Here is a 25,175-nt window from a genome sequence, read left to right as displayed (position 1 = left end):
AAGATGCTGGATATTATTTATCGTTTGTGGAAAACCTTAACTCAATTAGAAAAAAGAAAATTTGTTATTGTTCTTATTTTAACTATTTTAATGGCATTTTTAGAAACACTTGGTGTGATTTCGATTATGCCATTTTTAGCCGTTCTTTCTAGCCCTAGTATTATTCAAAATGATCAAAAATTTTATTATTTTTATGAATTTTTAAATGCTACATCTTATACTAATTTTATTATTAAATTAGGCTTGGTTTCAATGGTGCTGATTATTCTGTCAGCTATTTTTAAAGTGATTCACTCTTATGGAACAAGTCGCTTTGTAAGTTTACAGCGCCATTATTTATCGACTCGATTACTTTCGATATATTTAAAGCAAGATTATGAATTTTTTATTCAGAAAAATAGTTCGGAACTAACAAAAAACATTCTTTCACAGATTGATCAGCTGGTTGATAATATTATTCAGCCTATCATGATCATAATATCTTATGGCCTGGTTATTTTTGCTATGATTATGTTGATATTTATGCATAATCCATATATGGCAATCACTGCATTTATCTTGTTTTTAATGGTATATGTTTTAATCTACTTGGGTGTAAGAAAATTTTTAGGTCGAATTGGTCAAGAGTTTCATTATGCTAATAGTGAACGCTATAAAGCCTGCAATGAAGTCTTGGGTGGTATCAAAGATGTTAAAATTAACCATGCAGATCAAGGGTATTTAAAACATTTCCAAGAGCAATCTCGAATTTTTGCAAGACATTTAGCAGCCAATCAAACCGTGGGGAACGTTCCCTTATTGCTAGTTGAAGCAATGGGGTATTGTGCAATTATTGGCTTAGCAATAGGCTTAGTATTAAATAATCAAAATATTTCTACAATATTGCCATCATTGGGCTTATTTGGTTTTGCTGCATATCGCATGTTACCCGCAGCACAAAACATTTATCGTGCAATCTCAAGTATGCGTTTTTCTTTGGATTCGGCCAATAAAATATTAGATGATTTGTATTTGCCTACTCTAGTAGATCAAAAGCAGAATTACCCACAACTTAGCTTTAAACATAGCATTGAGCTGCGAAATGTAAGTTATGCTTACCCAACAGACCCACATAAAAACGTATTGGAGAATTTTAGCCTCGTTATTCCTTGTAAGAGTAGTCTTGGAATTATTGGAAAAAGTGGCTCGGGTAAAAGTACACTGATGGATATCTTGCTTGGGCTTTTAGAACCACAGCAGGGCGAGTTATTGGTAGATGGTATTGTTATTAATAAAACCAATGTGCATTCGTGGCAGAGCTTGGTTGGTTATATTCCACAATTTATTTACTTAGCAGATGATACCATCACTCAAAATATTGCATTTGGTGTTCCAAAAGATAATATTGACATGAATGCTATTATAAAAGCTGCAAAGGCAGCACAAATCCATGAGTTTATCGTAAATAATTTAAAAGATGGTTATGATACTTTTGTGGGTGAGCGAGGAGTTATGCTTTCTGGTGGACAGCGTCAACGTATCGGGATTGCTCGGGCTTTATATAGAGATCCACAAGTGTTGTTTATGGATGAAGCAACCAGTGCTTTAGACACAGAAACAGAGCAAGCGGTCAATGAGGCAATTCAAGGATTGAGTGGGGAAAAAACGATGGTTATTATTGCACATCGAGAGAGTGCAATAGAACAATGTAAATATATTTTAAAATTATGATTCAGGAATATTTATGCCTCAAAATATTATATTTGTTTGTGATCATTTAAATGGTGGTGGTGCTGAAAGAATTAATTTAGAGTTGGCAGAGGAGTTTATTAATAATGGATATTCTGTGACGATGCTTTTGCTAGATGGTAAAGAGCAAGGTATGGAAATACCGGAAGGGTTGAATATAGTTAATCTGAATATAAAATTTAATAACAGTTTGTTTAGAAATAAAGGTAAAGATATATCTGATAAAGATAGAAAATTAATCTTTGATTTAGAATGTGAATTAGATCCAGTTCTAACTGTTATTAGCTATGCTTTTGGGTATTGGTTGGCAGATTGTTTTTTCAAAAAAAATACTTGGTTATGGGTTCATGGTGATCTAACAAATTTCAATGTATTCAAAAGAGTGGGCTCTAAAAATATTTTTTCATATTTGAATGAATATAGACGATCGAAAATAGAGAAAAAAGTTTTTTATAAACTATTTAATAATAGAAATATAATAGTTGTTAATGAAGGGTTGGTTGATTTTTATAAGGAATTTAGTAACCCTTATATTGTGGAATTTATTCCAAATGGTGTTTCGGAAAGAAGATTTTTAAATATTGAAAATGAAGATATTGACAAAGAGTATGATATGATTTTTGTTGGTAGATTCTCTTCTGAGAAGAGGCCTAAAATTGCAATACAAGCTTTTTTAGACAGTAATTTAAAAGGGAAAATGGCAATAGTCGGTGATGGTATATTAAAAGAGGAGCTTGTGAATTTTGTTAAGGATAAAAATGCAGAGAATAAAATAATATTTTTAGGTTGGAAAAAAAATCCAGAATATTATATTAAAAAAAGTAAAATTCTTATTTTAACCTCAGAAAGTGAAGGGTTTCCATTGGTGATATCCGAATCGATAAAATTAGATGTTCCTGTTGTATCTTATAATTCATCTTCTGGAATTGAATATCAATTATCTTCAGGTCAGTTAAATCAGGGGTTAGTAGAGAAAAATAATTATAAATTATTAGTTAATACTATTGAAAAAATATATATGTACCCGTATGAAATTACAGAAAAAGATAAAGAAAGATTATCTATGAAAAATTGTTTTGAACAATTTAAAAGAATTACAGGGATAAATTAGTATATGTTGGTTACTATAATTATTCCAAGTGCAGGTTGTCGTCCTGAACTTTTACAACGGGCAATCAAAAGTGCACTGATTGATGATGCAAAAGTCCAAACAGAAATCCTTGTGATTTTGAATGGAAAGTCTGGCATGGATTTTGACGAGAGTTCATCCTTCCAACATCCTTTGGTCAAATATTATAAATTAGAGGAAGGGAATGTTTCTAAGGCAAGGAATTATGGACTTTCTATTGCACAAGGAGATTTAATTCGCTTCTTGGATGATGATGATTATTTAATATCTGAAATAGCTTATCAACAATATACTGAGCTATATAATTCAGATGCCGACTTAAGTACTTATATGATTTTTTGCCTAGATGATTTAGGAGGTAAATATCCTGTAAGTTATTTACATAAATATAATAGTGGTGCAGAAGCAATTCTTTCTGGAGAAGTAATAGGAACAACATTAAATAATTTATATAAAAAAATATCTATAGAAGATTTAATTTGGAATGAATTTAATAATAATGGAGAAGATTTTGAATGGTTTTTTTCTGTTTTATTAAATAAAAAATGTAAATGGATATATAAGGATCAAGTGGTTGGAGTTTGGTTTCAACATTCTAATGAACGGTTGTCGACGCCCTATATTTATTATCCAGCTTTTAAGAAAAATACTGAGAATATTTTAAAATATTATGAATATTATCAGTTAGAGGAAAAAAATAAGCAATTTTTAGCAATTGGATTATGGCGAAATTTACATTTAGCATTTTATCAAGCACCAATTTATTGGACAAAAATTGGGCTATATGCACGAACACTCGATTCAAATTCACGACCAAGTGATCCATTTTTTCAGAAACTACCTAATTGGATTCATCCACTTATTATAGAATGGTTAATGTTGCCTAAACGATGGGTGAATCATCAACTTAGGCGGTTGAAATATAAGCTAGGTTGTAGCTCTTATATTCGGAAGATTTGAGATAAATTATGCAAAATTTTATGGTCGTTGTTGTTACATTCAATAGAAAGCAATTATTGTTGCAATGTCTACAAGCATTATCAGCACAAACACAGCAGCCATCAAAAACCTTGATTGTTGACAATGCTTCAACAGATGGAACAATTGAAATATTAAAACAAAATGGTTGGCTAGAGCAGCCAAAAACTCAGTTAATTGCTTTGAAAGAAAATACGGGTGGGGCAGGTGGTTTTTCTGCTGGTATGCAGTATGCATTTGAGCAAGGTGCAGACTATGTATGGATGATGGATGATGATGCTGTTCCTCATCCTACCGCTTTAGAAGAAATTATGCGACACGCAACACCTGAGCATATTTATGGTTCGCTGGCTGTAAATGGAGAAGATACTGCATGGGCAACTACATTATTAGCTGAAAATAAGACCGTCCATCTAAAAAAACAGGTTTCTGAGCTAGCCGAAGTGCAATCTTTGCCGTTTCTAGGTTTCTTAACCAGTAAAGAAATTTATCAAAACATTGGTTTGCCAGATGCTTCATATTTTATTGCAGCGGATGATGTTGAATATTGTATGCGTGCACAACATGTGGGTCACAAAATTTTTATTTGCGGGCAAAGCCAAATTGAACATCCAAAATCAGATCGTTATGAATTTAATTTTTTAGGGAAGAAAATTACATGTCTGAATTTGGTAGCGTGGAAGCGTTATTACGATACACGGAATCGACTCTTAATCGCCAAAAAATATTATGGATTTAAATATTATACACAAACGATTCCAGCATCATTTATTCGATTGTTTGCAGCTTTGCTGAATGAAAAAAACTCTCTAAAACAAGTAAAGGCTTTTTTTGCTGGTTTTTATGATGCTGTATTTTGTAATACAGGAAAACGTCATGATCAATGGGATTTATAAAGGTAAGGTTGTATGAAATTTTTAATCGTTGGGGCGGGTTTTGCAGGTGCCGTATCAGCACGTGAATTGGCAGAAGCAGGGCATCAGGTTTTGGTTGTTGATCGTCGAGATCATATTGGGGGCAATGCTTACGATGTCAAAGATTCTCATGACATTCTGATTCATCAATATGGTCCACATATTTTTCATACCAATAGTGAACGTATTTTTAATTACTTATCACAGTTTACTGAGTGGCGTCCTTATGAACATCGGGTGCGTGGGGTAGTCAATGGAAAAGAGTATCCATTTCCTATTAACCGAGATACCTTAAATCAGCTTTATGATTTAGATTTAACTGAACAACAAGCCGCTGAGTATTTTGAGAAAGTTCGCGAACCGCGTGACCCTGTTCAGACCAGTGAAGATGTAGTACTCAACTCGGTTGGACGTGATTTATATGAAAAATTCTTTCTCAACTACACCAAAAAACAGTGGGGGCTAGATCCATCGCAGTTAAAGGCAGGCGTAGCCGCACGTATACCAACACGTACCAATACCGATGACCGTTATTTCACTGACACATATCAGGCGATGCCGTTACAGGGTTATACAGCCATGTTTGAAAATATGCTGAATCATCCAAATATTACGGTCAAATTGAGTACGGAGTATAAAGATCTTATTGCGCAAGGTATTGAGTACGATCACTTAATTTATACAGGCCCAATAGATGCATTTTATGATTATCAATTTGGGCATTTGCCTTATCGCTCGTTACGTTTTGAACATGAACACTTAAATATTGAACAGTATCAAAGTGTGGGTACTGTGAATTATCCAAATGATCATGATTTTACTCGAATCACTGAGTTTAAGCATTTAACCGGTCAGCAGGCTTCATCTACGTCAATTGTGAGAGAGTATCCAACAGATGAAGGTGATCCGTACTATCCAATTCCTCGCACTGAAAATGAGCAGTTGTTTAAGCAGTATCAAATGTTGGCAAATGCAGAGGAAAACGTAACGTTTGTTGGGCGTCTGGCTGAGTATCGTTATTACAATATGGATCAGGTGGTTGGTGCAGCATTGAATGCTGTGAGCAAAATTCTGGAGCAAAAATAATTGAAAATCGCATTTTTGTGTAAACGACAATATATGTCTAAAGATGTCATTTTAGACAAATATGCGCGTTTATATGAAATGCCTCATCAATTGAGTTTACTCGGGCATGAGGTCGCTGGTTTCTGTTTAAGTTATCAGTCTCATGCTGAAGGCGTTTGGGATGAAACAACAGCTCACAAAAAGTTGATATGGTCTTCAAAAAGTTATTTGGGTATGAAGAAAGTAGGTCTTTTATTTTATCCTTTGTATTTGTTGAAGAAAATAGCTGATTTTCAGCCCGATATTATTATTGCAGCTTCAGATATTCCTCATATTATTTGGGGAGCGTGGTTGGCAAAAAAACTGGATAAACCATTTGCGGCTGATTTATACGATAATTTTGAATCTTATGGGCAGGCTAAAATTCCTCTATTTAGAAACTTGTTCCATAAGGCGCTAGATCAGGCATCTTTGGTGATGACTACGAGTCATAGTCTGGCAAAAAAAATCCGTACTGAGCATCCAATAGTTAAGCATGTTTTGGCATTACCAAGTGTGATTGATAAAGCCTTATTTAAGGTTGGAGATCAACAGCAGGCACGCCAACAGTTAAATTTACCGCTTGATGTTCCTCTCATTGGTACAGCAGGTGGTTTAACCAAGATGAAGGGAATTACGGATTTATTTCGAGCATGGGACATCATTAAGCAGCGAGATCCACGGGTACATCTGGTTTTGGCTGGTCCTATCGAGGCACAAACACCAATTCCCCAAGATGAGCGCGTGATTTATTTGGGTTTATTGCAGCATCAGCAAGTCGTCACATTGTTTCAATCTCTTGATATTGGGGTGTTATGTATTCCTGACGATGCTTTTGGACAGTATTGTTTTCCACAAAAAGCCTATGAAATGTTGGCAACAGAACTCACCATTGTTTCAACTGCTATTGGAGATATGGTTGAGTTGGTTGGTAAGCATCAAGAATTACTTTATTCATCAGGAAATTTCATGCAATTTGCTGATCGTGTCATGCAGCAGTTACAGCACTATCAAAAACTCGATGTTCATATCCCAGACTGGTCTGAAAATATTCAGACGATGAACGGTTATCTTATTTCATAGTCTGCTCTAGTTTTTTGTTTAAGGATTGCCAACTAAATTGAGCAGCATATTGCTGGCAATTGTCTGCTGATATAATTTGAGTTCTGAGTGCATCTAGAATGGTATGGGTCAATAGATCGTAGCTATTTGGTGCAATCAATAATCCCGAATAATCTTGTTTTACAGCATCAACAATGCCACCTGTCGCAAAAGCAACAGTCGGTGTGCCATGTGCTGCGGCTTCTATGGCAACCATACCAAAACCTTCAGGGTCATGAGGAATATGTTTGACTGGAAAAACATGCAGATCTGCCAAATAGTAAAAACTAGCAAGGATGTCATCATCCTGAATGTTGCCAGTAAATATAATATTGTTCATTAGATTATGTTTTTTTGCGGTCGTTAAAATCATCTCTTTAGATTGCAGATTCTTATTGAGTGATTGGTTTGGCGTGTCACCAATAATAATTAAAACAGTATTCGGTCGAGCTGTTACTACTTTTGATAGGCATTGCTCTATAAACTCGTTCATGCCTTTACGTTCGGTCAGTCGGCCTACCGAAATCAGAACTTTTTTATCGTTTAAGTTATATTTTTCTCTAAGATTTTGAATGATCTTTTCATTTTTAGGTTTTGGAGGATAAGAGACACCAGGGTGAATAATGCTAATTTTTTCTTTTGAAATATTTTTTTGAATGCAAAGTTGATGTGTTGGGCTACTGTTGGTAATTACCTGATCGGCCTGACGTATAAATGGAATCCAGCATAACTTGTAGAGTTTATTGTTGGTACCGATATCTAATCCATGTATATAAACAATACTTTTTTTCCGGAAAATTTTGGCAAGTATTACAACAATTGGTGCCGTGAGCCCACTCCCTGCAAAAAGTGTATCAACTGGTTGGGTAAGACAGCACCATAAAGTACGTAAAAAACTTATAACCAGAAAAAGTGGGAGAGGATTGAGTGGTGCTAAATAAAATGTAGTGTTGGTCGGTGCGAGAGGTTCTGCTGCTGAATGGCTGATTATTGTGATCTGATTATTTTGAGATAGTTCATCTGCAATATGCCAATTTAATCGTTCCATCCCACCGACTAGAGGCGGAAGGTTGCGGGTAACAATAACAATATTTTTCTTCATTCTCTGTCCTGAAAAAAGTTAATTACTCCATCATAATGAAAAAAATAGTAAAAAAAATTGGTTAGGGGCGTAGATGCATTATTATTTTAAGTTGTATCCTTTTATCTATTAGATACCTTTGCATTACTTTGGTTAGTTGTTATTTTTGAGGCTTTATTGAGAATTTAGAATATATAAGAAGATTGGAAAAATGTTTCTCTTTATAAAGTAGTGTTGTTGTATGATGAATTTTTAAGGATAATATTCAATATAGATCTTTCCCAAATTATGATATTTCAAATACGAAAGATCGGAAAAACCAACATTTTGAATTACACTATGCACAGTTCTGCAACTGTAGCACCCCATGAAATTCATTCTTTCTTTACTTGCCAGTGTGCTGATTGCACTGGCTTGGCTTTTGCCAGTTCACTATCGCCCGTGGGTAACCTATACAGGTGAATTGTTTGCTTTTCTATCCTTGTTTGCACTCACCGCCATTTTTCTTCAGCAAAAAATAAAATTACCAGTGATGACACTCCCCTTGGTGGGGATGGCTTTCATTCCTCTGCTGCAATGGCTGTTTGGGCTGGAATTTTTCTTTAGTATTGCACTGATTTCAGGTCTCTTTGTTTTTGCTTTCTGGTTAAGCATAGTGTTGGGTTATAACTTATCTTTGACGCAAAAAGACCGAGAGCAAACTTTTACGAATTTGAGTTATGTATTGTTGGTGGTCGGTACACTCTCGGGCGTGATGGCAATCTGTCAGTGGCTCACCATTGAAAACCACATTCCTGGTATTGCAAATTTACGCAGTAATCGTCCTTATGCGAATTTTGCCCAGCCGAATAATATGGCAACTTTCCTTATTCTTTCGTTAATGGCGAGTCTGTATTTATTTGAGAAAAGTAAGCTTAAGGCTTGGATTCTCAGTCTATGCTCATTAACGATATTAATAGCATTGGTCTTAAGTCAGTCTAGAACGTCATGGGTTGTCTGTATCTTATTTGTCGCTTATTTCTTCTATCAACAATATAGAGGGTATTTGCGCCTCAAATGGTATGCAATGCTGACTTGGGTTGGCTTATTTATCGGACTCATTTTAGTTATGCCAATCGTTGACCATTGGTTGGCACAGGCTTCACATTTGGCAATTGCGGACTCGCCAACAGCAATTGAACGTGCAAGCTCAGGGCATTTGCGTTTGGGTATCTGGCAACAAATGCTCTATGCTATTTCAGACCGACCATGGTTTGGCTATGGCTGGAATCAGACCAGTGTCGCTCAGGTTGCAGTAAGTGAATATTATCGAATTCCTGAATGGGTGCGAAGCTCACATAATTTTGTGTTGGATTTCTTGGTGTGGAATGGCTTACTGATAGGCGTACCATTTCTGGGGTATTTAATTTATCTGGCATATCGCTTAATTAGTCGAGTGAATTCCACAGAGTCTGTTATTGGTATTCTGATGATTGTGGCAGTATTGGTGCATGCCTTATTGGAATATCCACAGAATTATGCCTACTTCTTATTACCATTCGGTTTTATTGTGGGTTTGGTGCTGTCGCAGGAAACTCAACTTAAAGTTTGGAATTTAGCGCCTAAATATACGCAAATGGTATTTGTGGTTGGTGGCTTGCTTTTGGTGTTAATTCATCGTGATTATATGGTGGCAGTGCCTAAACTGAATCAGTCGATGCGTTATGAACATACCCCTGAAAAAATTACCAACCATGACCGAATTTATGTTTTGGATGAACTGAGTCGCAGAATTGCATGGATTCGACTGAACCCGAACACGATATTGAGTAAAGCTGAATTACAGCAAATTCATGAAATGGTGCAGTGTTATCCAACCAAATATGATTTGTTGAAATATGCACGTGTTCTTGCTTTTAATGGGGATGAACAGGGAGCACGTCACCAATTATGGTTATTGAAAGAATTGAAACATGTCGATGTAAGCTATGAATCTTTATTAGAACCGGCTCAATAAAAGACCTAAAAAAAGCCAGCGAAATGCTGGCTTTTTTATTGATTAGAGTTGGCTTTGAATATAGTTTTCAATGCCGACACTTTCGACTAAATCTAGTTGAGTGGTGAGCCAATCCCAGTATTCTTCTTCTTTTTCTAGAATTTCTTGAACTAAATCACGTGTTACATAGTCTAAGGTTTGCTCAGCTAAAGTGACTGCAGTTTTAATACTTTCAATGTTCTCTTTTACTTTGCGGATATCACAATTTAAAACTTCAACGGTGTGCTGACCGATATAAAGTTTACCGAGGTGTTGTAAATTTGGTAAGCCTTCCAAAAATAGAATCCGTTCAATGATTTTATCGGCATGCTTCATTTGACGGATTGATTCTTTGTATTCAGCAGAGCCGAGTTGTTCAATACCCCAGTCATTAAACATTCTTGAATGTAAAAAATATTGGTTAATAGCAGTTAAATGATGATAGAGCACCTGATTTAACTGGTTAATCACATCGCGATTGCCTTTCATAGCATAAACTCCATCAATCAATGCTGGTTTAAAATTCTAAGTTAGACCATAACAGCCTGTTATTCTGTAAATCTTAAACAAGAAAATGCTGAAAGGCGAGTGCTTTATTGAACGGCAAATGAAAATCGTAATCAAAAACAATTGGATATTAAGCTAGAAAAATGAAACCCGCTTAGAGTCAAAAGCGGGGGAGGAGGAATGATCAATCAAGACCATTACATTTATAAGTATTGTTATTCTTAGGCTGCGACAGCAATACGTCCAGCAATTTCTGCAATTTCATCACTAATGATGGCACGTGCTTCAGGTGCACAACGACCACAGCATGTGCCAAGATCAAGCAAATCACGGATTTCGCGATAGCTTTCTGCACCGTTAGCAACGGCATCTTTAATATCTTGATCGGTAATACCACGACACAAACATACGTACATGACTGCGAGCCAGATGAATTTAAATACGATAAGTAATATTATTGATAATTGTTATCGTTTGTCAATAACATTCATTTAAAAAGAGAATTATTATCATTGGGAATTTGAATAAAAAAATACCACCTGAGCGGAAATCCGAGTTCTGCTCGGATTTTGCGCAAGAGCTTTATATGATTGAGAGTTAAAGATTGAAGGTGGTGATTGAATGGGTTTTATAAATTATTGTGGAATAATCACAATACCATCCATCTCGACCAACGCTCCTTTCGGTAGACTTGCCACACCTAACGCAGCACGTGCTGGGTAAGGTTGAGCAAAATATTCACCCATAATTTGGTTGACCAGTTGGAAATTAGATAAATCGGTTAAAAAGATATTGAGTTTGGCGATGTCGGCAAGTGAACCACCAGCAGCTTCACACACGGCTTTTAAGTTATCAAAAACGCGGCGAATTTGCGCTTCAATGCCTTCTACCAATTCCATACTGTACGGATCTAAACCGATTTGCCCTGAAAGATAAAGTGTTTCACCAACGAGAATTGCTTGTGAATAAGTACCAATGGCAGCAGGGGCATTTTCAGTATGAATAACTTGGCGGGACATCGATTTCTCCTTTTATATCTGAATACATCTTAAAGGATTGTACTCAGATACAGAAGCCCTATCGATTTAAATGATTAACTTGCTATAGAAGCTTCAGTCATATTCATTGGTATGGCTAGACGGGTAATGCGCGGAAAGCCATAGTGCATGCGTAGGTCACGAATGATCTGGGCAATTTGTTTACGGTTATTAACCACAATATTCACATAGGTTTTATGGTCGTAATTGCGCACCATTTCTACCCCTGTTTTGGCTTTACGGCATTGGTAGATTAAATCTGAAATCTGTTCATCGTCCATCTCCATATCGATGCAAAGATAGGCGGTAAAGCTAACATCGTCGAGGTCTTCGGAAGACCATTGCAGCGGCATAATATTTTCAGGATGTAAATGTTGCTCATGCAGAAGGTTGTGACAGCGTGCACGATGTACGATTAATCCGCGACGAGAAAGATGTCCTTGAATTGGGTCGCCTAGCACAGGATTACAGCAATGTGCATATTTGACATCCACACCCTCCGTACCTTGAATAAGGCGGTCAGAGTTATGATCTTCAATGGATTGATCTTGAGCAAATAAATGATTGGCAACCAGTTGTGGTAACAAGTCACCCACAGCAATTTGTTGGAATAAACGATTTTTGGAATCTAGATGACGCCATTCTAGAAGATCCAGCCAATCATCTTCAGTCAGGTCATCTGTTGAACGATGGAACAGTTTTAAGGCACGATTGAGCGCTTGTTCACCCACCAATTGTTGCTCTTCTACATCTTGATCTCGTAGGATATTTTGAATGGCACGTCGGGCTTTTTGGGTATTAATGAAGCTAAGCCAATCAGGATTTGGCGTGGCGAGTACATCGGTAATAATTTCAATCACTTGTCCACTCACAAGTGGGGTCGATAAGGGCTTGGTTTCGCCATTAATCTTCGCTCCTACCGCATGGTTGCCTAAAAAAAGGCTCGCTGAATAGGCAAAATCGACCGCAGTTGCACCTTGCGGTAATTCATGCAATTGTCCATGTGGGGTATACACCCAAATTTTTTCTTGATGTAGATAGTCAAGCAAATCATTAAACGTGGTTTTTGCGCAACTGCTATCAATTAAAACATTTAAGTTCTGCATAGAGGCTTGAATGGCAGAACGACAAGCTTGAGGGGCATTTTCACCCAATACAACGCCATAACGTGCAGCCTTACGCATCAGTTCGGTTTGCAAAGTCAGGGAGAGCGTGGTTTTTTCACCTTTCAGGCGTAACATGAGCGACTGGTTGCCACCAGGCAATGGTCGTCGAATATGGTCTTGATAAGATAGAACTTGGAAATGTTCTTTTAAAATTTCAGCCAGATTGTCACAATCCGCGATGCTTTGCAGAATAATTTCAAAGGCATGACTATGGGTCAGTTCTTGTAAATCAATATCGTTCTTGACGAAGTGACGGAGTAGCTCAATGTTGTTGTTTTTCTTTTTAATTCGCCCACTGATTTGATTTTGTTGTAAGAGAGCGGTCAGATTTTTTTCCCATAAAGCCTGATATTCACAGCGTTTGGGCTTGGTTTCAAGCAAGGCTTCTTGAACATTATTGAACATGTCTAAATCAAGATTTTGATAGCACAAATGTTCAAGATTATCGGCCATTTCATTCATGCCCACTAAACGTGCCATTGGTACAAAGACATCAAAGGTTTCTTGAGCAATGCGTGCACGTTTATCTGGGCGTAAAGACTCTAGCGTGGTCATATTATGATAGCGGTCAGCCAATTTAATAATAATGACACGTGGATCTTGTAGGGTAGCTTGTAAAATTTTTCGGAATGAAGCGGCTTTGTTATATTCTTTATCGCTGGAATGGCTCAGTTTAGTGACACCATCGACCAGTTCTGCCACAGTAAGACCAAATTTTTCTTTAATATCTTCTTTGCTAAAATCGGTGTCCTCAATCACATCATGCAGCAATGCCGCCATCAGGGTTTCCGCGTCTAAGCGCATATGTGCCAAAATACAACTGACTGCAATTGGGTGCAGGATGTATGGCTCACCACTTTTTCGCGTAATTCCATCATGCGCAATATCGGCATAATCGCAGGCCGCAAGCACTCGTTCGACTTCGCTTTCATTGAGATAAGCGTCGACAATCACTTTGAGTTGTTGTTTGGCTTGGCTGACTTCTGCGCCTGGCATATAACACCTGTACCTATACCATGAGGAATCGATTAATGGGTTCAATTTTTAATAAAAAGCAAAGTGCGAAACTTGTCAAATTTTTTATGCAAAAATCGCAAATTGGTAGTTAAAAAAAATAGCGTAATTTCAGTTAATGTTATAACTGTTCTTGAAGAAATATTAAAGTTCCAAGCATAAAAAAGCCCAGTTAAAAACTAGGCTTTTATGTGGTTTTTCTTTCTTATTGGAAAGAGAAACCATCTAAATTCAAATTGTTTGCAGAAAGTGCAAGATCAAGGCTTGAAGTTTGATAGTCTTGCTCACGTTGTTTCAAAATATCTTTTGAAACGTGACCAATTGCGATTTCACGAAGAGCAACAACTGTTGGTTTATCGTTGTCCCATTCTACAGTTGGTTCAATACCTTGACGTGCGAGTTGACGCGCACGTTTGCTTGCCACTAGTACAAGCTCAAAGCGGTTGTCTACATGGTCTAAACAATCTTCAACGGTTACGCGTGCCATAAGTGTTCTCGTTTAAATGCTAATGCTGAAATAGACTGTGCAGTATAAAATGCTTTCAGTTTAGACTCAAGTTTTAATCATGATTCAACAGGAGTGATTAACTTTTGAATTAAGTCTTGATGGCGACTGGATTGCTGAGTCAGAACCAAACGGTTTGCTGTAATTACAGATTCAAGATCATGCAGGGCTTTATTAAAGTCATCATTAATAATGACATAGTCAAAATTAACAAATTGTTGCATGTCTTCAACGGCACAACTTAAACGATGTTCAATCACTTCCACACTGTCTGTACCGCGATTGGATAGACGTTGACGTAAATCAAACTGACTTGGCGGTAAAATGAAAATCTGTATTGATTCTGGGAACAATTTGCGAACTTGTTCTGCACCTTGCCAGTCAATTTCCAGTAAAACATCATGTCCTTTGGCGAGTTGCTCTTTTACAGTCGCTTGCGCAGTGCCGTAATAATTGCCAAAGACTTCTGCATACTCAATAAATCCACCTTGATCCACTAACTTAAGAAAGTTTTCTTTTTGAGTGAAATGGTAATGCACGCCATCAAGTTCACCAGGACGCTGCCCACGAGTGGTATGAGATACAGAAACATGTAAATTACTTACACGCTCAAGTAGGGCTTTTACGAGAGATGTTTTGCCAGTTCCTGACGCAGCAGAAACGACAAACAAGAGACCCGACATGATATTTTTCCTGATATGATAAAATATCTTCTCTATTTTAGAGTAGATGTGTTGCAAACTAAATAGCTAGTCGAATTTTAGTTTGCATAAATTTAGTTTCGCATGACGTGCATTTAAGTGAGCAATGAGGATCTTATGGAAATTGTATTGGCTAATCCGCGTGGTTTTTGTGCAGGGGTCGATCGAGCCATTGCGATTGTAAATCGTGCACTTGAGTGTTTTCAGCCCCCAATTTATGTACGCCATGAAGTGGTACATAATAAGTTTGTGGTGGATGATTTACGTCAGCGTGGTGCGATTTTTGTCGATGAATTAGATGAAGTACCTGATGACAATATTGTGATTTTTAGTGCACATGGCGTATCTAAAGCGGTACAACAAGAAGCAGAGCGTCGTGGTTTAAAAGTTTTTGATGCGACTTGTCCATTGGTCACTAAGGTACATATTGAAGTCACTAAATATGCCCGTGAAGGGGTAGAAGCCATTTTGATTGGTCATGAAGGTCATCCTGAAGTGGAAGGCACGATGGGACAATATGACAAGAAAAATGGTGGCGATATTTATCTGGTTGAAGATGAAGAAGACGTGGCTCAGTTAAATGTTCGTCATCCTGATAAAGTGGCTTTTGTAACACAAACGACATTGTCGATTGATGACACTGCTAAAGTAATTGATGCGCTGCGCAAAAAATTCCCGAAGATTCAGGGACCTCGTAAAGATGATATTTGTTATGCCACTCAAAACCGCCAAGATGCCGTGCGTGATTTGGCTGAGCAGTGCGATGTGGTCTTGGTCGTTGGATCTCCAAACTCATCCAATTCGAACCGTTTACGCGAACTGGCGGAGCGTATGGGTAAAGCAGCGTATTTGGTCGATAATGCAGAACAATTACAGCAAGACTGGTTTGATACGAATACTAAGATTGGTGTGACTGCTGGTGCATCTGCGCCTGAAATTCTGATTAAACAAGTCATTCAGCGTTTGCAAGATTGGGGCGCAAAAGTCCCTGAAGAATTAGCGGGTCGTGAAGAAAATATTACTTTCAGTTTGCCAAAAGAGTTACGTATTCCTGTAACTCAGGCTTAAAGTGATAATCGCTTAACATTTTATTTTTATTAAATATTTGACAGATGATTGGCTTTTTGACAATCATCTGTTTTTTTATGCCATTTATCCTTTTTGTGTCCATTTTGTAAGAAAAAGAAATATGATTTTAAATAGGGTAAATAGAAATTGCTTTGGGGAGGGCGTATGCGAACAAATCGAGGGTTCACCTTAATAGAACTCATAGTGACCATTGTAGTTTTGGCGATTATTGCCACGATGGCAGTGCCTTCTTTTAGCAATATTTTATTAAAACAAAACTTAAAAAAAAGTACGCAAGAGTTAGCTGATGTAATGGTCCAAGCGAGGTCAAAAGCAGCATTAGAGCGTAGGGAAGTTACGGTGCAACTAAATACTTCGGCCGTTGCCGATTCTTTGACGCAATTAAATTGGATGCCAGAAGGAAAAGCAGTTTTGAAAACGGGTTCACCAACAAGTATCACATTTTTAGCTTCAGGTTTAATTAAGAATGCAACAATGGATACATCGTTTACGATCTGTGAAAAAGCGTCTGGTGAGTTATCACGAACTGTGAGTATTTCTAGGATGGGTACTATTCAGCAGATTGTGGAAGGAACGTGCTCATGAAAACAATGATATCAAGTCAAAAAGGTGTAGGCTTAATTGAGATTTTGGTGGCTTTACTCGTCTTGGCGATTGGAGTCCTAGGCTTCATTGCATTGCAATATCGGGCGGTAGAGGCAACATCGGAAGCAATCAATCGTGTTCAAGCAATGAATGTTGCAAGAGATATGGCAGAGCGAATTCGTGCAAATCGTGATGGTTTGGCGACTTATAAAACACAGACCGCTACTGCAGCCAATCAAGCGGGGTTTACAACGAATTGTATGACGGCTGCATGTAGTGCAACTGATCTGGCAGATTTTGATGTGGCTCAGGTGACAGAAAAGGCATCAGCTATTGGAATGACTGTAAATATGTTGTCTTGTGCTGGTAACTCCGATGGCAGAAATTGTTTGTATGTTGCTTGGGGAGATACGAGTGCAACTAATGGCACGGGAACAGGCGATTGTACGAATGGTACATCTTATAACGGTGCTTCGACCTGTGTAATTATGGAGACCTATTAAAATGAAGAATAAACAAATAGGTTTCACTTTAATTGAATTAATGATTTCTTTGGCGCTGGGTTTGATTGTGGTTGCTGCTGCAATTTTATTGTTTTTAACAGGGCAAAAAAGTGTAGCCATGCAAAAGGGTGTGGGAGAGCTACAAGATAATGCAAATTTTGGATTGAATTACATTACTAAAGACATTCGCTTAACCAATTTAAATGTCAAAAGTGCAACAATTAATGATCAGACCCCTTATGGTGGGATTGTTTTATCCTCCTCAAGTACTGAGCTGAATAGTAATGTGCACCTCACTACGGCTGCACTGGATGCAAGCTTAATTTCAAAAGATAATTTAACCAGTAATGTTACGGATAGTGGTGGTAGTGCAGTTACCAGTGATCAGTTAGTGATCCAATATTTGCCGCAATACACTTTAGATGATAAGGGTACTTCAAGTACAGCGGATGATGATCTTGTTGGTGGTTTTGATTGCGAAGGTAACGAACTTCGTTTTAATAAGGCAACCATAGGCTTACAAATGGTGGTGCAGCGCTACTTTTTAAGAGCAGATAATAATAAGGCAAGTAATGAAGGTTCTCCATTAGCTTTGGCTTGTGATGCGGGTCATTACTCTCTCAGTACACCAGATTCTATTCAGGGCTATGGTGGCTCTGGTGAAATTATTATGAAACGGGTTGATCATTTTAGAGTGTTATTAGGCGTGCAATATGCAGATGGCACACATCGTTATCTTTCGATTGCATCATATATGGCATTAACTGCACCGCGTCCAAGAATTTTGTCGATTCAGTTAGGTGCTCTTGCCCGATCTACACAATCAATGGGTGGTGATAATACGATCAAAGCCGATCAAACGTTTCAGGTTTTAGATCAAACTGTAAAATTAAAGGCTTCGACCGATCCTAAATATATTCGTCAAGTGGTTTCACAAACGATTGCATTACGCAATGCACTTGGGGAGCGAGAATAATGAAAACAAAACAAAAAGGTGCGACATTAATCGTTGTTCTAATTTTATTGGTCATTATTACCGTGATTGGGACATTGGCCATCAGGAGTAGTTTGACAGCTTTAAATATTGCAACCAATAGTCAAGCACAGCAATTGTTGGTGCAAAACTCCGATTCAGCCATTTTTAATGTGGAGAATCCTGCATTGTTGATCCGAAATACAGCCTATGATGGATTGTTTGGCCAGATTAAAAGTGATGCGAATAAAGGCAAAGAGCTTGTCTTTTGCTATCGAGGAGCAGCAACTAGTTTTTATAACTACAGTAATGCAAGTTTCATGCAATGGGTTTCTGGAACAGCACCATCAAATAGTGAATTGGGATTAGATGGTTACTGTAAAATTGATAATACAAATAACTTTTTTACCAGTGGTCGTAGAGCAGTAATGACTCAGGTGGCGGTTAAAGTGAATACGAGTACTGATAGTCAATCGGTTGGTTTAGACCAAGCTTTTCAACATATGCAATATGGAACAGATGTTGATTCTGCAAAAATTGATAAATCTGAAAAAATTTTGGTCACAGCTACATCTATTGTTCCAGCGCTGAGTACTGCATCGGATGAAGATATTAATGCCTGCTTCTCTACCCATATGAATCAGGTTGTTGTACCAAGTGGTGTAACGCCTGCTACAGGAATGAAAAAAAGTGTTGCTGAATGTTTGCAAGGTTTAGGTGTGCCAGTAAACACACAAGTCACTGAATACAACTTAACGCAAGCATTTAATCGTACTTGATATTGGGGGATTGAATAATGAAAAATATTGCAAAAATAATGACGTTTAAGCTCTCGGTCTTAAGCACGTTAATGCTGTGTGTAACTGCGAATAACTATGCCAGTGACATTGAAATTTATAAAGCTCCATCAGCAGCAGATGGTAAAGCTCGTATTATGCTGAATTTAGACAATTCATCTTTAATGGCTGGGACACCAGGAGGTTTTAGTGGTGGATCGACTTCTATTACAGAAGATTATGGAAATGGAATTACATGTCCTAGTGGTAATCAAAAATATAATGCAGAATCAGTTTCACGTACTTACAATGGTATAACTTATACAGATAATGAATATTATTGTACAACTCCATCTCCAGTACCATCTAACGCAAGTAATCTAAATAAAGCAGCGATTGAGAGATCATGTGATCTTGTTGGTTCAACTTATAAATGTTATGACCGATTTACTCTGGCGCGTCGTAGTTTGTACCAGGTTGTTAATGACATTGAATTAGGAGATAGAGTTTCCATTGGTATAGCCATGTACCCATTATTCGGGACAACAACAGTACAATATCCATTGCCTTTAACCGCAGCTAATCGAAACATATTAAATCAAAAAATTCATCAAATTACGCCGCCAATTACTGATATTGATAATGCAAAGAAAGTCCCTGTGGCAAAAGGCTATAGTGTTGCAGCTAGAACATTGCTTACCAATGAGTCTGGTGGTGCTTTGACTGCAGATCAATGTTCAGGATATGGGATTTTTTCACTCACTGCAGGACTCCCGTTGCATGAGGAAATGGATGTTGCTCAAACCAATTTAAATAGTGTGCTGCAATCAGGTTTTCAAATTACATCTACAGACTGTCCAACAACGGGCAGTTTGGATGATGGGCGTGCTTGGAAATGTGTTGCTCGAGCTGCGGACTTATTGGCGGCCAGTAAAGCTAAAATTGCGATGCCTGTAAAATCCGTTGTGGTTAGTTTTGGCTCAAGTTTTACCTTTACACCACCATTACCTGCTTATGATTCGAAATTGACAACAGAGCAATTGATTAAACAAGTTACGGATCAAATTCCAACTGATGTGAATGGAAGTGGGGCTGATGTAAAAAATAATAAAAGAGATGCAGCCATTTCTGGGATTAAAGGTGACGGTGGATATTACACAGTTAACGATACGAATGCTTTAACAGCAACGATTAAAAAGTTTATCGCAGATGTTGCTAAGGCTGATATTCCTTACATTACAACGGGTGCACCTACGATTCCTCAGGATCCACTAAATCCTGCTTTAGTACAAAATGATGCCTATTATTCCCAATTTAAACCCACACCGACATCGAATCCTAATGATGGTAATCAGCTTTGGGCGGGTAATCTTAAAAAATACCATGTAGATACGCTTGGTCGCCTGATTGGTAAGGGTAATAATGATGTTATTGATGATTTAGGACGCTTAGTCAACGGTACACATGATTTTTGGGCACCGCCTGTAAGTGCAGATACTACCATTGCAACGAGCGATGAAACAGTGCGTGGGAGTGAGCTTTATGCGCGTATGGGTGGGGTTAAGTCGCAACTACCGTTAACATCAATTGTTGCTGGCGCAGCGGTCGTTGATCGTAAGCTTTTAACGAATCGAGTCGTTGCAACTGGTGGAGCAGTGAGTGAGGGGACTACGCTTACTCGAATTGATTTAAATTATGCTGCTAGCGATCCAAAACGATCCGATATTATGCAGTTGCTGAGTCTGCGTCAGATTGGTGCCGTTATGCATTCATCTCCTTTATTGTTATCCAATGAAGGTAAAATGACCTATAACGCAACAACGGAAAAAATTGAATCAACCAATCGTGAGGATTATATTTTATTTGGTAGCACGCAGGGTGTTTTACATGTTGTAAAAGCTCCTGATTATTCGGAAACCACGAAAGATGGTGTGACCAGTAATAATGACGGTGGACGAGAAGTATTTGCTTTTGTACCACATGAAATGGTGGAAAAACAAAGTAAGGCATTTTTAACACCAGAATCTACTACGGGTGGAGCGGCAAATTTATTCTACGGTATTGATGCTCCATGGACTGCGTATACTGAGTATGTACCTAAATCAGATGGAACTTTAACTGTAGGTACAGGTAAGGTTACGACAGGTACGACCACCCTCCAAGGTAAACAGTTGGTTTATGGCGGCTTACGTATGGGGGGGCGGAGTTATTATGCACTTGATTTAAAAGATATGACGAGTCCAGCCATTAAGTTTCATATCAACCCAGATGCAGCATCATCAGGTTCACCATTAAGTTATATGGGGGAGAGTTGGTCCAAACCTAAAATGGCATGGGTCAATTGGAATGGTAGTCGAAAACTCGTCATGTTTGTCGGTGGTGGTTACGATGCAGGCGGTACAACAGGCACAGCAAATACTGGGGGGTATGAGAGTGATACCTATAATCAGACCAATGGTATTGGTGCTGGGGTTTATATGTTTGATGCTCTTAATGGTGATTTGCTTTGGTGGGCAAGTAATAATGCCTCAGCAACCAGTGCTGCAACAACAACCAGTGGAGTGATTGCATTAAAAGATGCAAATTTAAAATACAGTGTTGCGAGTGAAATCAAAACAGCAGATCGTGATAATGATGGATTGGTTGATCATTTGTATTTTGGTGATTTGGGTGGACAAGTTTTTCGAATTGACTTAAATAATAAAGCTTCTGCAATAGGCGCATTTGCAACACGTGCAACCCGAATTATGAATATGCATAATTCATCTTCTGGTTATCTCAGCCCTCGTTTTTATGCAGCACCTTCATTTTCAATTTTTAAAGATACTACAGGTGGCCAGTTGTTTGCTGCAATTTCAATAGGCAGCGGAAATTTGAGTCATCCATTAGCAGGTTATGATTCTGGGCGTAGCTATGATGCTTTATATACAATTTATGACAAAGATGTAGCCCGTTCAGATTTATATACTACAAGCACTTTATATACCCAAGATACCTCTGTGGGTAATAGCAATACCATGTTGGCAATTAATGAATTAACGTTAAGTAATCGATTCCAACAGTCGGCAGCAGCGATGTCTACATTAGTTGCTCCATACGCGAGTTCGGCAGGTTGGTACTATAAACTCCAAGGTGGAACTAAAATTCAGAATGAGAAAATTTTCTATTCACCTACAGTAATTGATTACGATCTATATGTGAGTAGTTATGATTCAAGCCGCCTAGGCCTAACTGGAGCGTGTGGTGGTGGTGTACAAGGGGTAAGTAAAGTACAGTTATTCTGTATGCCATTTGGTCAATGTTCTGCGGCTGATTATCCAGATCGAACTGAGAATAATTACAGCGATGAACACGGACCAGGGATTCAAAACCATGCGATTGCTAGTGGTGGTGATGGTACTACCCGATTAGTCGGTGGTGCGATTATTGGTAATAATTTAAATGATCAATATGCAACAACTATTAAATTGATCGCACAACGTTGGTATGAAAAATAAGAGGTGAACGATGAATAAAAATGGTTTCACCTTAATTGAGCTAATGGTGGTTGTTGTGATTGTTGCGATATTCGTAGCAATCGCAATTCCATCCTATCAAGCTTATATCCGTAGAGCGGAGACTTCGAAAGCACAACAAGAGCTTAAACGTATTGCTACACTGCTTGAACGTCACAAAGCACGTAATTTTAGTTATAAGGGCTTTGATCTATCGGCTCAAACACTAAGTACACCCAGAACTTATAGTTTTGATTTGAAAGATGGTGCTGACACAACTAAGTTGTTGAATGCAACAGGTGCTTCAGGTCATACATGGGTGCTTAAAGCGACTACCACGGATGCTAAAAATTATAATTATTTAATTACAAGTACAGGAATACGTTGCAGAAATTTAACAGCAGCCAATATTACATACACAGGGTGTGGTACAGGAGGGGAGGCATGGTAATGCAGCAAAAAGGCTTTACTCTTATTGAGTTAATGATTGTTGTTGCGGTGATTGCAATCCTAGCGTCAATTGCTTATCCCTCTTATAAAGAGTATGTCCGCCGTACAAAACGGGTAGATATGCAAGGGGCTTTGTTGGATATTGCCACTAAAATCCAGCGCTATAAAATTGCGAATTTTAAGGTGACTGGTGCAACAGCAAATGATGTGGGTATTGCAACATCATACCCGACACAAGGCACAGCACTATATACCGTGAGTTTAAGTCCTGTAAGTGGAACGCCTGCAGCATTGACGACTCAGGCTTGGAGCTTAACAGCAACGCCAATTACTGGCTCGGCACAGCAAGGGGATGGACATTTGGTACTTAATTATCGTGGTGAGCGTTGCTGGACCAAGGGAACAGACATCAATAGTGGCACCGCTTGTGTACCGTCAGCAACAACAAATTGGGATGGACGCTAATTCCCAAATTCAAAACTGTGGATAAATCATTTTTTGATCTTTCCCTCTTGTAGAATTTAGCGTAGAATATTGCCCTCTATGAAAGGGGTTTGAAGTGTATCGATGGTCGGTACAGGGATAATCCGTAAAAACTATAAGGTTGTATCATGGTAGTTATTCGTCTTGCACGCGGTGGTGCTAAAAAACGTCCGTTCTATCAAATCATTGTGACTGATAGTCGTAATGCACGTGACGGTCGTTTCATCGAACGTATTGGTTTCTTCAACCCGACAGCTCAAGGTAAAGCAGAAAAACTTCGTTTAGATGCTGACCGTTTTGCTCATTGGGTTTCTCAAGGTGCTCAACCTTCTGATCGCGTTGCTTCTTTAGCTGCTCAAGCTAAGAAAGCTGCAGCTGCTGTTTAATACGGTAGTAGATTGCCCATGACACCAACACAGAATGTTCCCGAAGATCGTATTCAGATTGGACAGCTACGTTCAGCATATGGATTAAATGGGTGGCTCTGGGTCTATTCCAATACAGAACCTATGAGCAACATATTTGACTACCTGCCTTGGTACATTGAGACCAAAGCAGGTTGGCAAATTGTCGATGTAAAACGTTGGAAACCACATGGCAAAGGTTTGGTTGTTTGGCTGAAAGGTGTGAGTGATCGCACAGCAGCAGACAATCTGGTCGGTGCAAATGTCTGGATCTCAAAATCTCAACTGCCTCAAGCAGGCGTGGACGAGTATTATTGGTCGGATTTAAAAGGCTTAACTGTGTTAGGTCTGAATGATGAAGAGCAAGAAGTGAATCTCGGTCAAATCCATGAATTGTTCGAAACAGGTGCTAATGATGTCATGGTGGTTCGCGCAACTGCTGAAAGCATCGATAGTGAAGAGCGTATGATTCCATGGCATAAAGATGTGATACAACGCGTTGATCTCGAAGCTGGTCGTATCTACGTAAATTGGGGCGTAGATTATTAATCCTGTTTAGGATTCACACAGCAGGAAAATAGAGGAGTCTGCGGTGTTTTTTGCAGTCATTACGCTTTTTCCTGAAATGTTTGAAGCGATTACAGCCTACGGTATTAGCGGGCGCGCAGCAAAGCGTGACATTGTACAAGTCCATTGTATTAATCCACGTGAATTTGCTGAGGGCAACTACAAACGAGTGGATGAACGTCCCTTTGGTGGTGGTCCAGGTATGGTGATGATGGCGGAGCCTCTGGCAAAAGCCATTCAACGTGCCAAACAACTTGCAGAGCAAGCGGGTGCAGTTCATGTCCCTGTGGTGTATATGTCACCGCAAGGCAAAACCTTAAATGAATCTGCAGTGCAACAGTTTGTCGATTATGATGGATTGATTGTGCTATGTGGGCGCTATGAAGGGGTTGATGAGCGTTTGATCCAAAAATATGTTGATCAGGAATGGTCCATAGGGGATTACGTTTTATCAGGTGGAGAGCTTCCTGCGATGGTGTTGTTGGACAGTATTATTCGACGTTTGCCGAATACCATGTCTGATGAACAATCGGCTGTGCAAGATTCTTTTGTGGACGGTCTTTTAGATTGCCCACAATATACCAAGCCAGACCATTTTGAAGGTTTGGATGTGCCCGATATATTAAAGTCGGGACATCATGCCAACATTGAAAAATGGCGATTTTTGCAGCGTTATCAGCGTACTCTTGCACGCCGACCTGAGTTGGTGGAAAAGGTAGAGTTGACCAAGCAGCAAAAAAAATGGCTCAAAGATTTATAAGGCAGATAACTTCAGGTTATTTTCCGAATCCAATGCTTGAACGGTTGTGTTGAAGTGTTGTTTATTAGGCTCTTTATGTCTTGAAGCGGTCAAGCATAAAGGGAAAGTCAAT

At 38.5% G+C, this 25,175-nt stretch carries 25 protein-coding genes; 18 read left to right on the top strand and 7 right to left on the bottom strand.

What is annotated here, in order from left to right; translation table 11 throughout:
• Window positions 1–3: 3 nt before the first annotated feature.
• The 6 genes from E0H94_RS05465 to E0H94_RS05440 are packed head-to-tail and all read left to right on the top strand — an operon-like array spanning window position 4 to window position 6,936.
• Complete coding sequence (locus E0H94_RS05465) at window positions 4–1,710, top strand: ABC transporter ATP-binding protein (RefSeq protein WP_131325478.1); 1,707 nt, start codon at window positions 4–6, stop codon at window positions 1,708–1,710.
• A 13-nt stretch (window positions 1,711–1,723) separates the two neighbouring features.
• The gene (locus tag E0H94_RS05460; RefSeq protein ID WP_131325477.1) at window positions 1,724–2,839 is read left to right on the top strand and encodes a glycosyltransferase; all 1,116 of its coding nucleotides are present in this window, start codon (window positions 1,724–1,726) and stop codon (window positions 2,837–2,839) included.
• 3 nt (window positions 2,840–2,842) lie between these two features.
• Window positions 2,843–3,817 (top strand): glycosyltransferase family 2 protein, encoded by a 975-nt coding sequence (locus E0H94_RS05455; RefSeq protein ID WP_131325476.1) that lies wholly within the window; start codon window positions 2,843–2,845, stop codon window positions 3,815–3,817.
• 8 nt (window positions 3,818–3,825) lie between these two features.
• Window positions 3,826–4,731: a glycosyltransferase gene (locus tag E0H94_RS05450; RefSeq protein ID WP_131325475.1), complete on the top strand. Its 906-nt coding sequence runs from the start codon at window positions 3,826–3,828 to the stop codon at window positions 4,729–4,731.
• Between the two features lie 12 nt (window positions 4,732–4,743).
• A complete protein-coding gene (gene glf / locus E0H94_RS05445) occupies window positions 4,744–5,835 on the top strand; it encodes a UDP-galactopyranose mutase (protein ID WP_131325474.1) in 1,092 nt (363 codons plus the stop codon).
• 33 nt (window positions 5,836–5,868) lie between these two features.
• On the top strand, window positions 5,869–6,936 hold the full coding sequence (locus E0H94_RS05440) for a glycosyltransferase family 4 protein (RefSeq protein WP_227548552.1): 1,068 nt from the start codon (window positions 5,869–5,871) through the stop codon (window positions 6,934–6,936).
• On the opposite strand, the gene E0H94_RS05435 is transcribed toward E0H94_RS05440, so the two are convergent.
• Window positions 6,926–8,056 (bottom strand): glycosyltransferase family 4 protein, encoded by a 1,131-nt coding sequence (locus tag E0H94_RS05435; protein WP_131325472.1) that lies wholly within the window; start codon window positions 8,054–8,056, stop codon window positions 6,926–6,928. The two genes, E0H94_RS05440 and E0H94_RS05435, sit on opposite strands and share 11 nt — an antisense overlap.
• 346 nt (window positions 8,057–8,402) lie before the next feature.
• Here E0H94_RS05435 and E0H94_RS05430 point away from each other — a divergent pair, with 346 nt between their 5' ends.
• Window positions 8,403–10,031, top strand: a complete 1,629-nt coding sequence (locus tag E0H94_RS05430) for a PglL family O-oligosaccharyltransferase (protein ID WP_131325471.1) — start codon at window positions 8,403–8,405, stop codon at window positions 10,029–10,031.
• Window positions 10,032–10,073: 42 nt separating this feature from the next.
• On the opposite strand, the gene bfr is transcribed toward E0H94_RS05430, so the two are convergent.
• From bfr to gmk, 6 genes are all read right to left on the bottom strand, one after another.
• A complete protein-coding gene (gene bfr / locus E0H94_RS05425; protein WP_131325470.1) occupies window positions 10,074–10,538 on the bottom strand; it encodes a heteropolymeric bacterioferritin subunit Bfr in 465 nt (154 codons plus the stop codon).
• A gap of 239 nt (window positions 10,539–10,777) precedes the next feature.
• A complete protein-coding gene (locus E0H94_RS05420) occupies window positions 10,778–10,972 on the bottom strand; it encodes a bacterioferritin-associated ferredoxin (protein WP_016168690.1) in 195 nt (64 codons plus the stop codon).
• A gap of 219 nt (window positions 10,973–11,191) precedes the next feature.
• Entirely contained in the window at window positions 11,192–11,575 is a 384-nt protein-coding gene (locus E0H94_RS05415; RefSeq protein ID WP_044739681.1) for a RidA family protein, read from the bottom strand.
• Between the two features lie 74 nt (window positions 11,576–11,649).
• Window positions 11,650–13,755 (bottom strand): RelA/SpoT family protein, encoded by a 2,106-nt coding sequence (locus tag E0H94_RS05410; protein WP_131325469.1) that lies wholly within the window; start codon window positions 13,753–13,755, stop codon window positions 11,650–11,652.
• Between the two features lie 223 nt (window positions 13,756–13,978).
• Window positions 13,979–14,260, bottom strand: a complete 282-nt coding sequence (gene rpoZ, locus E0H94_RS05405) for a DNA-directed RNA polymerase subunit omega (RefSeq protein WP_004978050.1) — start codon at window positions 14,258–14,260, stop codon at window positions 13,979–13,981.
• Window positions 14,261–14,337: 77 nt separating this feature from the next.
• Complete coding sequence (gene gmk, locus E0H94_RS05400) at window positions 14,338–14,961, bottom strand: guanylate kinase (protein ID WP_131325468.1); 624 nt, start codon at window positions 14,959–14,961, stop codon at window positions 14,338–14,340.
• Window positions 14,962–15,096: 135 nt separating this feature from the next.
• Here gmk and ispH point away from each other — a divergent pair, with 135 nt between their 5' ends.
• The 11 genes from ispH to trmD all read left to right on the top strand — a co-directional run bounded on the left by ispH (window position 15,097) and on the right by trmD (window position 25,063).
• The gene (gene ispH / locus E0H94_RS05395) at window positions 15,097–16,047 is read left to right on the top strand and encodes a 4-hydroxy-3-methylbut-2-enyl diphosphate reductase (RefSeq protein WP_131325467.1); all 951 of its coding nucleotides are present in this window, start codon (window positions 15,097–15,099) and stop codon (window positions 16,045–16,047) included.
• A gap of 165 nt (window positions 16,048–16,212) precedes the next feature.
• Window positions 16,213–16,653, top strand: coding sequence for a GspH/FimT family pseudopilin (locus E0H94_RS05390; RefSeq protein WP_131325466.1), 441 nt, complete (start codon window positions 16,213–16,215; stop codon window positions 16,651–16,653).
• The gene (gene pilV / locus E0H94_RS05385) at window positions 16,650–17,156 is read left to right on the top strand and encodes a type IV pilus modification protein PilV (RefSeq protein WP_131325465.1); all 507 of its coding nucleotides are present in this window, start codon (window positions 16,650–16,652) and stop codon (window positions 17,154–17,156) included. The genes E0H94_RS05390 and pilV overlap by 4 nt, the downstream gene beginning before the upstream one ends.
• Window position 17,157: 1 nt before the next feature.
• On the top strand, window positions 17,158–18,132 hold the full coding sequence (locus E0H94_RS05380; RefSeq protein ID WP_131325464.1) for a PilW family protein: 975 nt from the start codon (window positions 17,158–17,160) through the stop codon (window positions 18,130–18,132).
• Entirely contained in the window at window positions 18,132–18,908 is a 777-nt protein-coding gene (locus tag E0H94_RS05375) for a PilX N-terminal domain-containing pilus assembly protein (RefSeq protein ID WP_131325463.1), read from the top strand. The genes E0H94_RS05380 and E0H94_RS05375 overlap by 1 nt, the downstream gene beginning before the upstream one ends.
• A gap of 17 nt (window positions 18,909–18,925) precedes the next feature.
• Complete coding sequence (locus E0H94_RS05370; protein WP_131325462.1) at window positions 18,926–22,402, top strand: hypothetical protein; 3,477 nt, start codon at window positions 18,926–18,928, stop codon at window positions 22,400–22,402.
• A 10-nt stretch (window positions 22,403–22,412) separates the two neighbouring features.
• The gene (locus E0H94_RS05365) at window positions 22,413–22,850 is read left to right on the top strand and encodes a type IV pilin protein (protein WP_131325461.1); all 438 of its coding nucleotides are present in this window, start codon (window positions 22,413–22,415) and stop codon (window positions 22,848–22,850) included.
• Window positions 22,844–23,314 (top strand): type IV pilin protein, encoded by a 471-nt coding sequence (locus E0H94_RS05360; protein WP_131325460.1) that lies wholly within the window; start codon window positions 22,844–22,846, stop codon window positions 23,312–23,314. Before E0H94_RS05365 ends, E0H94_RS05360 begins: the two co-directional genes overlap by 7 nt.
• Window positions 23,315–23,460: 146 nt before the next feature.
• Window positions 23,461–23,718: a 30S ribosomal protein S16 gene (rpsP, locus tag E0H94_RS05355; protein ID WP_005013161.1), complete on the top strand. Its 258-nt coding sequence runs from the start codon at window positions 23,461–23,463 to the stop codon at window positions 23,716–23,718.
• An 18-nt stretch (window positions 23,719–23,736) separates the two neighbouring features.
• Window positions 23,737–24,285: a ribosome maturation factor RimM gene (rimM, locus tag E0H94_RS05350; protein ID WP_116761012.1), complete on the top strand. Its 549-nt coding sequence runs from the start codon at window positions 23,737–23,739 to the stop codon at window positions 24,283–24,285.
• A 43-nt stretch (window positions 24,286–24,328) separates the two neighbouring features.
• The gene (gene trmD / locus E0H94_RS05345; RefSeq protein WP_131325459.1) at window positions 24,329–25,063 is read left to right on the top strand and encodes a tRNA (guanosine(37)-N1)-methyltransferase TrmD; all 735 of its coding nucleotides are present in this window, start codon (window positions 24,329–24,331) and stop codon (window positions 25,061–25,063) included.
• Window positions 25,064–25,175 lie beyond the last annotated feature (112 nt).

Origin of the sequence: Acinetobacter sp. ANC 4173 (assembly GCF_004331255.1) — a bacterium.
Classification (GTDB): Bacteria; Pseudomonadota; Gammaproteobacteria; order Pseudomonadales; family Moraxellaceae; genus Acinetobacter.
This window is presented reverse-complemented; position numbering and strand designations above follow the sequence as displayed.

Excerpts from the sequence above, each read along its gene's own strand:
- E0H94_RS05415 (WP_044739681.1), bottom strand. The coding sequence starts at position 11,575 with ATGTCCCGCCAAGTTATTCATACTGAAAATGCCCCTGCTGCCATTGGT.
- E0H94_RS05370 (WP_131325462.1), top strand. The coding sequence starts at position 18,926 with ATGAAAAATATTGCAAAAATAATGACGTTTAAGCTCTCGGTCTTAAGC.
- glf (WP_131325474.1), top strand. The coding sequence starts at position 4,744 with ATGAAATTTTTAATCGTTGGGGCGGGTTTTGCAGGTGCCGTATCAGCA.
- rpoZ (WP_004978050.1), bottom strand. The coding sequence starts at position 14,260 with ATGGCACGCGTAACCGTTGAAGATTGTTTAGACCATGTAGACAACCGC.
- rpsP (WP_005013161.1), top strand. The coding sequence starts at position 23,461 with ATGGTAGTTATTCGTCTTGCACGCGGTGGTGCTAAAAAACGTCCGTTC.
- E0H94_RS05365 (WP_131325461.1), top strand. The coding sequence starts at position 22,413 with ATGAATAAAAATGGTTTCACCTTAATTGAGCTAATGGTGGTTGTTGTG.
- E0H94_RS05450 (WP_131325475.1), top strand. The coding sequence starts at position 3,826 with ATGCAAAATTTTATGGTCGTTGTTGTTACATTCAATAGAAAGCAATTA.
- gmk (WP_131325468.1), bottom strand. The coding sequence starts at position 14,961 with ATGTCGGGTCTCTTGTTTGTCGTTTCTGCTGCGTCAGGAACTGGCAAA.
- E0H94_RS05360 (WP_131325460.1), top strand. The coding sequence starts at position 22,844 with ATGGTAATGCAGCAAAAAGGCTTTACTCTTATTGAGTTAATGATTGTT.
- E0H94_RS05455 (WP_131325476.1), top strand. The coding sequence starts at position 2,843 with ATGTTGGTTACTATAATTATTCCAAGTGCAGGTTGTCGTCCTGAACTT.
- E0H94_RS05440 (WP_227548552.1), top strand. The coding sequence starts at position 5,869 with ATGTCTAAAGATGTCATTTTAGACAAATATGCGCGTTTATATGAAATG.
- E0H94_RS05460 (WP_131325477.1), top strand. The coding sequence starts at position 1,724 with ATGCCTCAAAATATTATATTTGTTTGTGATCATTTAAATGGTGGTGGT.
- E0H94_RS05465 (WP_131325478.1), top strand. The coding sequence starts at position 4 with ATGCTGGATATTATTTATCGTTTGTGGAAAACCTTAACTCAATTAGAA.
- E0H94_RS05435 (WP_131325472.1), bottom strand. The coding sequence starts at position 8,056 with ATGAAGAAAAATATTGTTATTGTTACCCGCAACCTTCCGCCTCTAGTC.
- E0H94_RS05410 (WP_131325469.1), bottom strand. The coding sequence starts at position 13,755 with ATGCCAGGCGCAGAAGTCAGCCAAGCCAAACAACAACTCAAAGTGATT.
- bfr (WP_131325470.1), bottom strand. The coding sequence starts at position 10,538 with ATGAAAGGCAATCGCGATGTGATTAACCAGTTAAATCAGGTGCTCTAT.
- rimM (WP_116761012.1), top strand. The coding sequence starts at position 23,737 with ATGACACCAACACAGAATGTTCCCGAAGATCGTATTCAGATTGGACAG.
- E0H94_RS05420 (WP_016168690.1), bottom strand. The coding sequence starts at position 10,972 with ATGTACGTATGTTTGTGTCGTGGTATTACCGATCAAGATATTAAAGAT.
- ispH (WP_131325467.1), top strand. The coding sequence starts at position 15,097 with ATGGAAATTGTATTGGCTAATCCGCGTGGTTTTTGTGCAGGGGTCGAT.
- E0H94_RS05430 (WP_131325471.1), top strand. The coding sequence starts at position 8,403 with ATGAAATTCATTCTTTCTTTACTTGCCAGTGTGCTGATTGCACTGGCT.
- E0H94_RS05380 (WP_131325464.1), top strand. The coding sequence starts at position 17,158 with ATGAAGAATAAACAAATAGGTTTCACTTTAATTGAATTAATGATTTCT.
- pilV (WP_131325465.1), top strand. The coding sequence starts at position 16,650 with ATGAAAACAATGATATCAAGTCAAAAAGGTGTAGGCTTAATTGAGATT.
- E0H94_RS05390 (WP_131325466.1), top strand. The coding sequence starts at position 16,213 with ATGCGAACAAATCGAGGGTTCACCTTAATAGAACTCATAGTGACCATT.
- E0H94_RS05375 (WP_131325463.1), top strand. The coding sequence starts at position 18,132 with ATGAAAACAAAACAAAAAGGTGCGACATTAATCGTTGTTCTAATTTTA.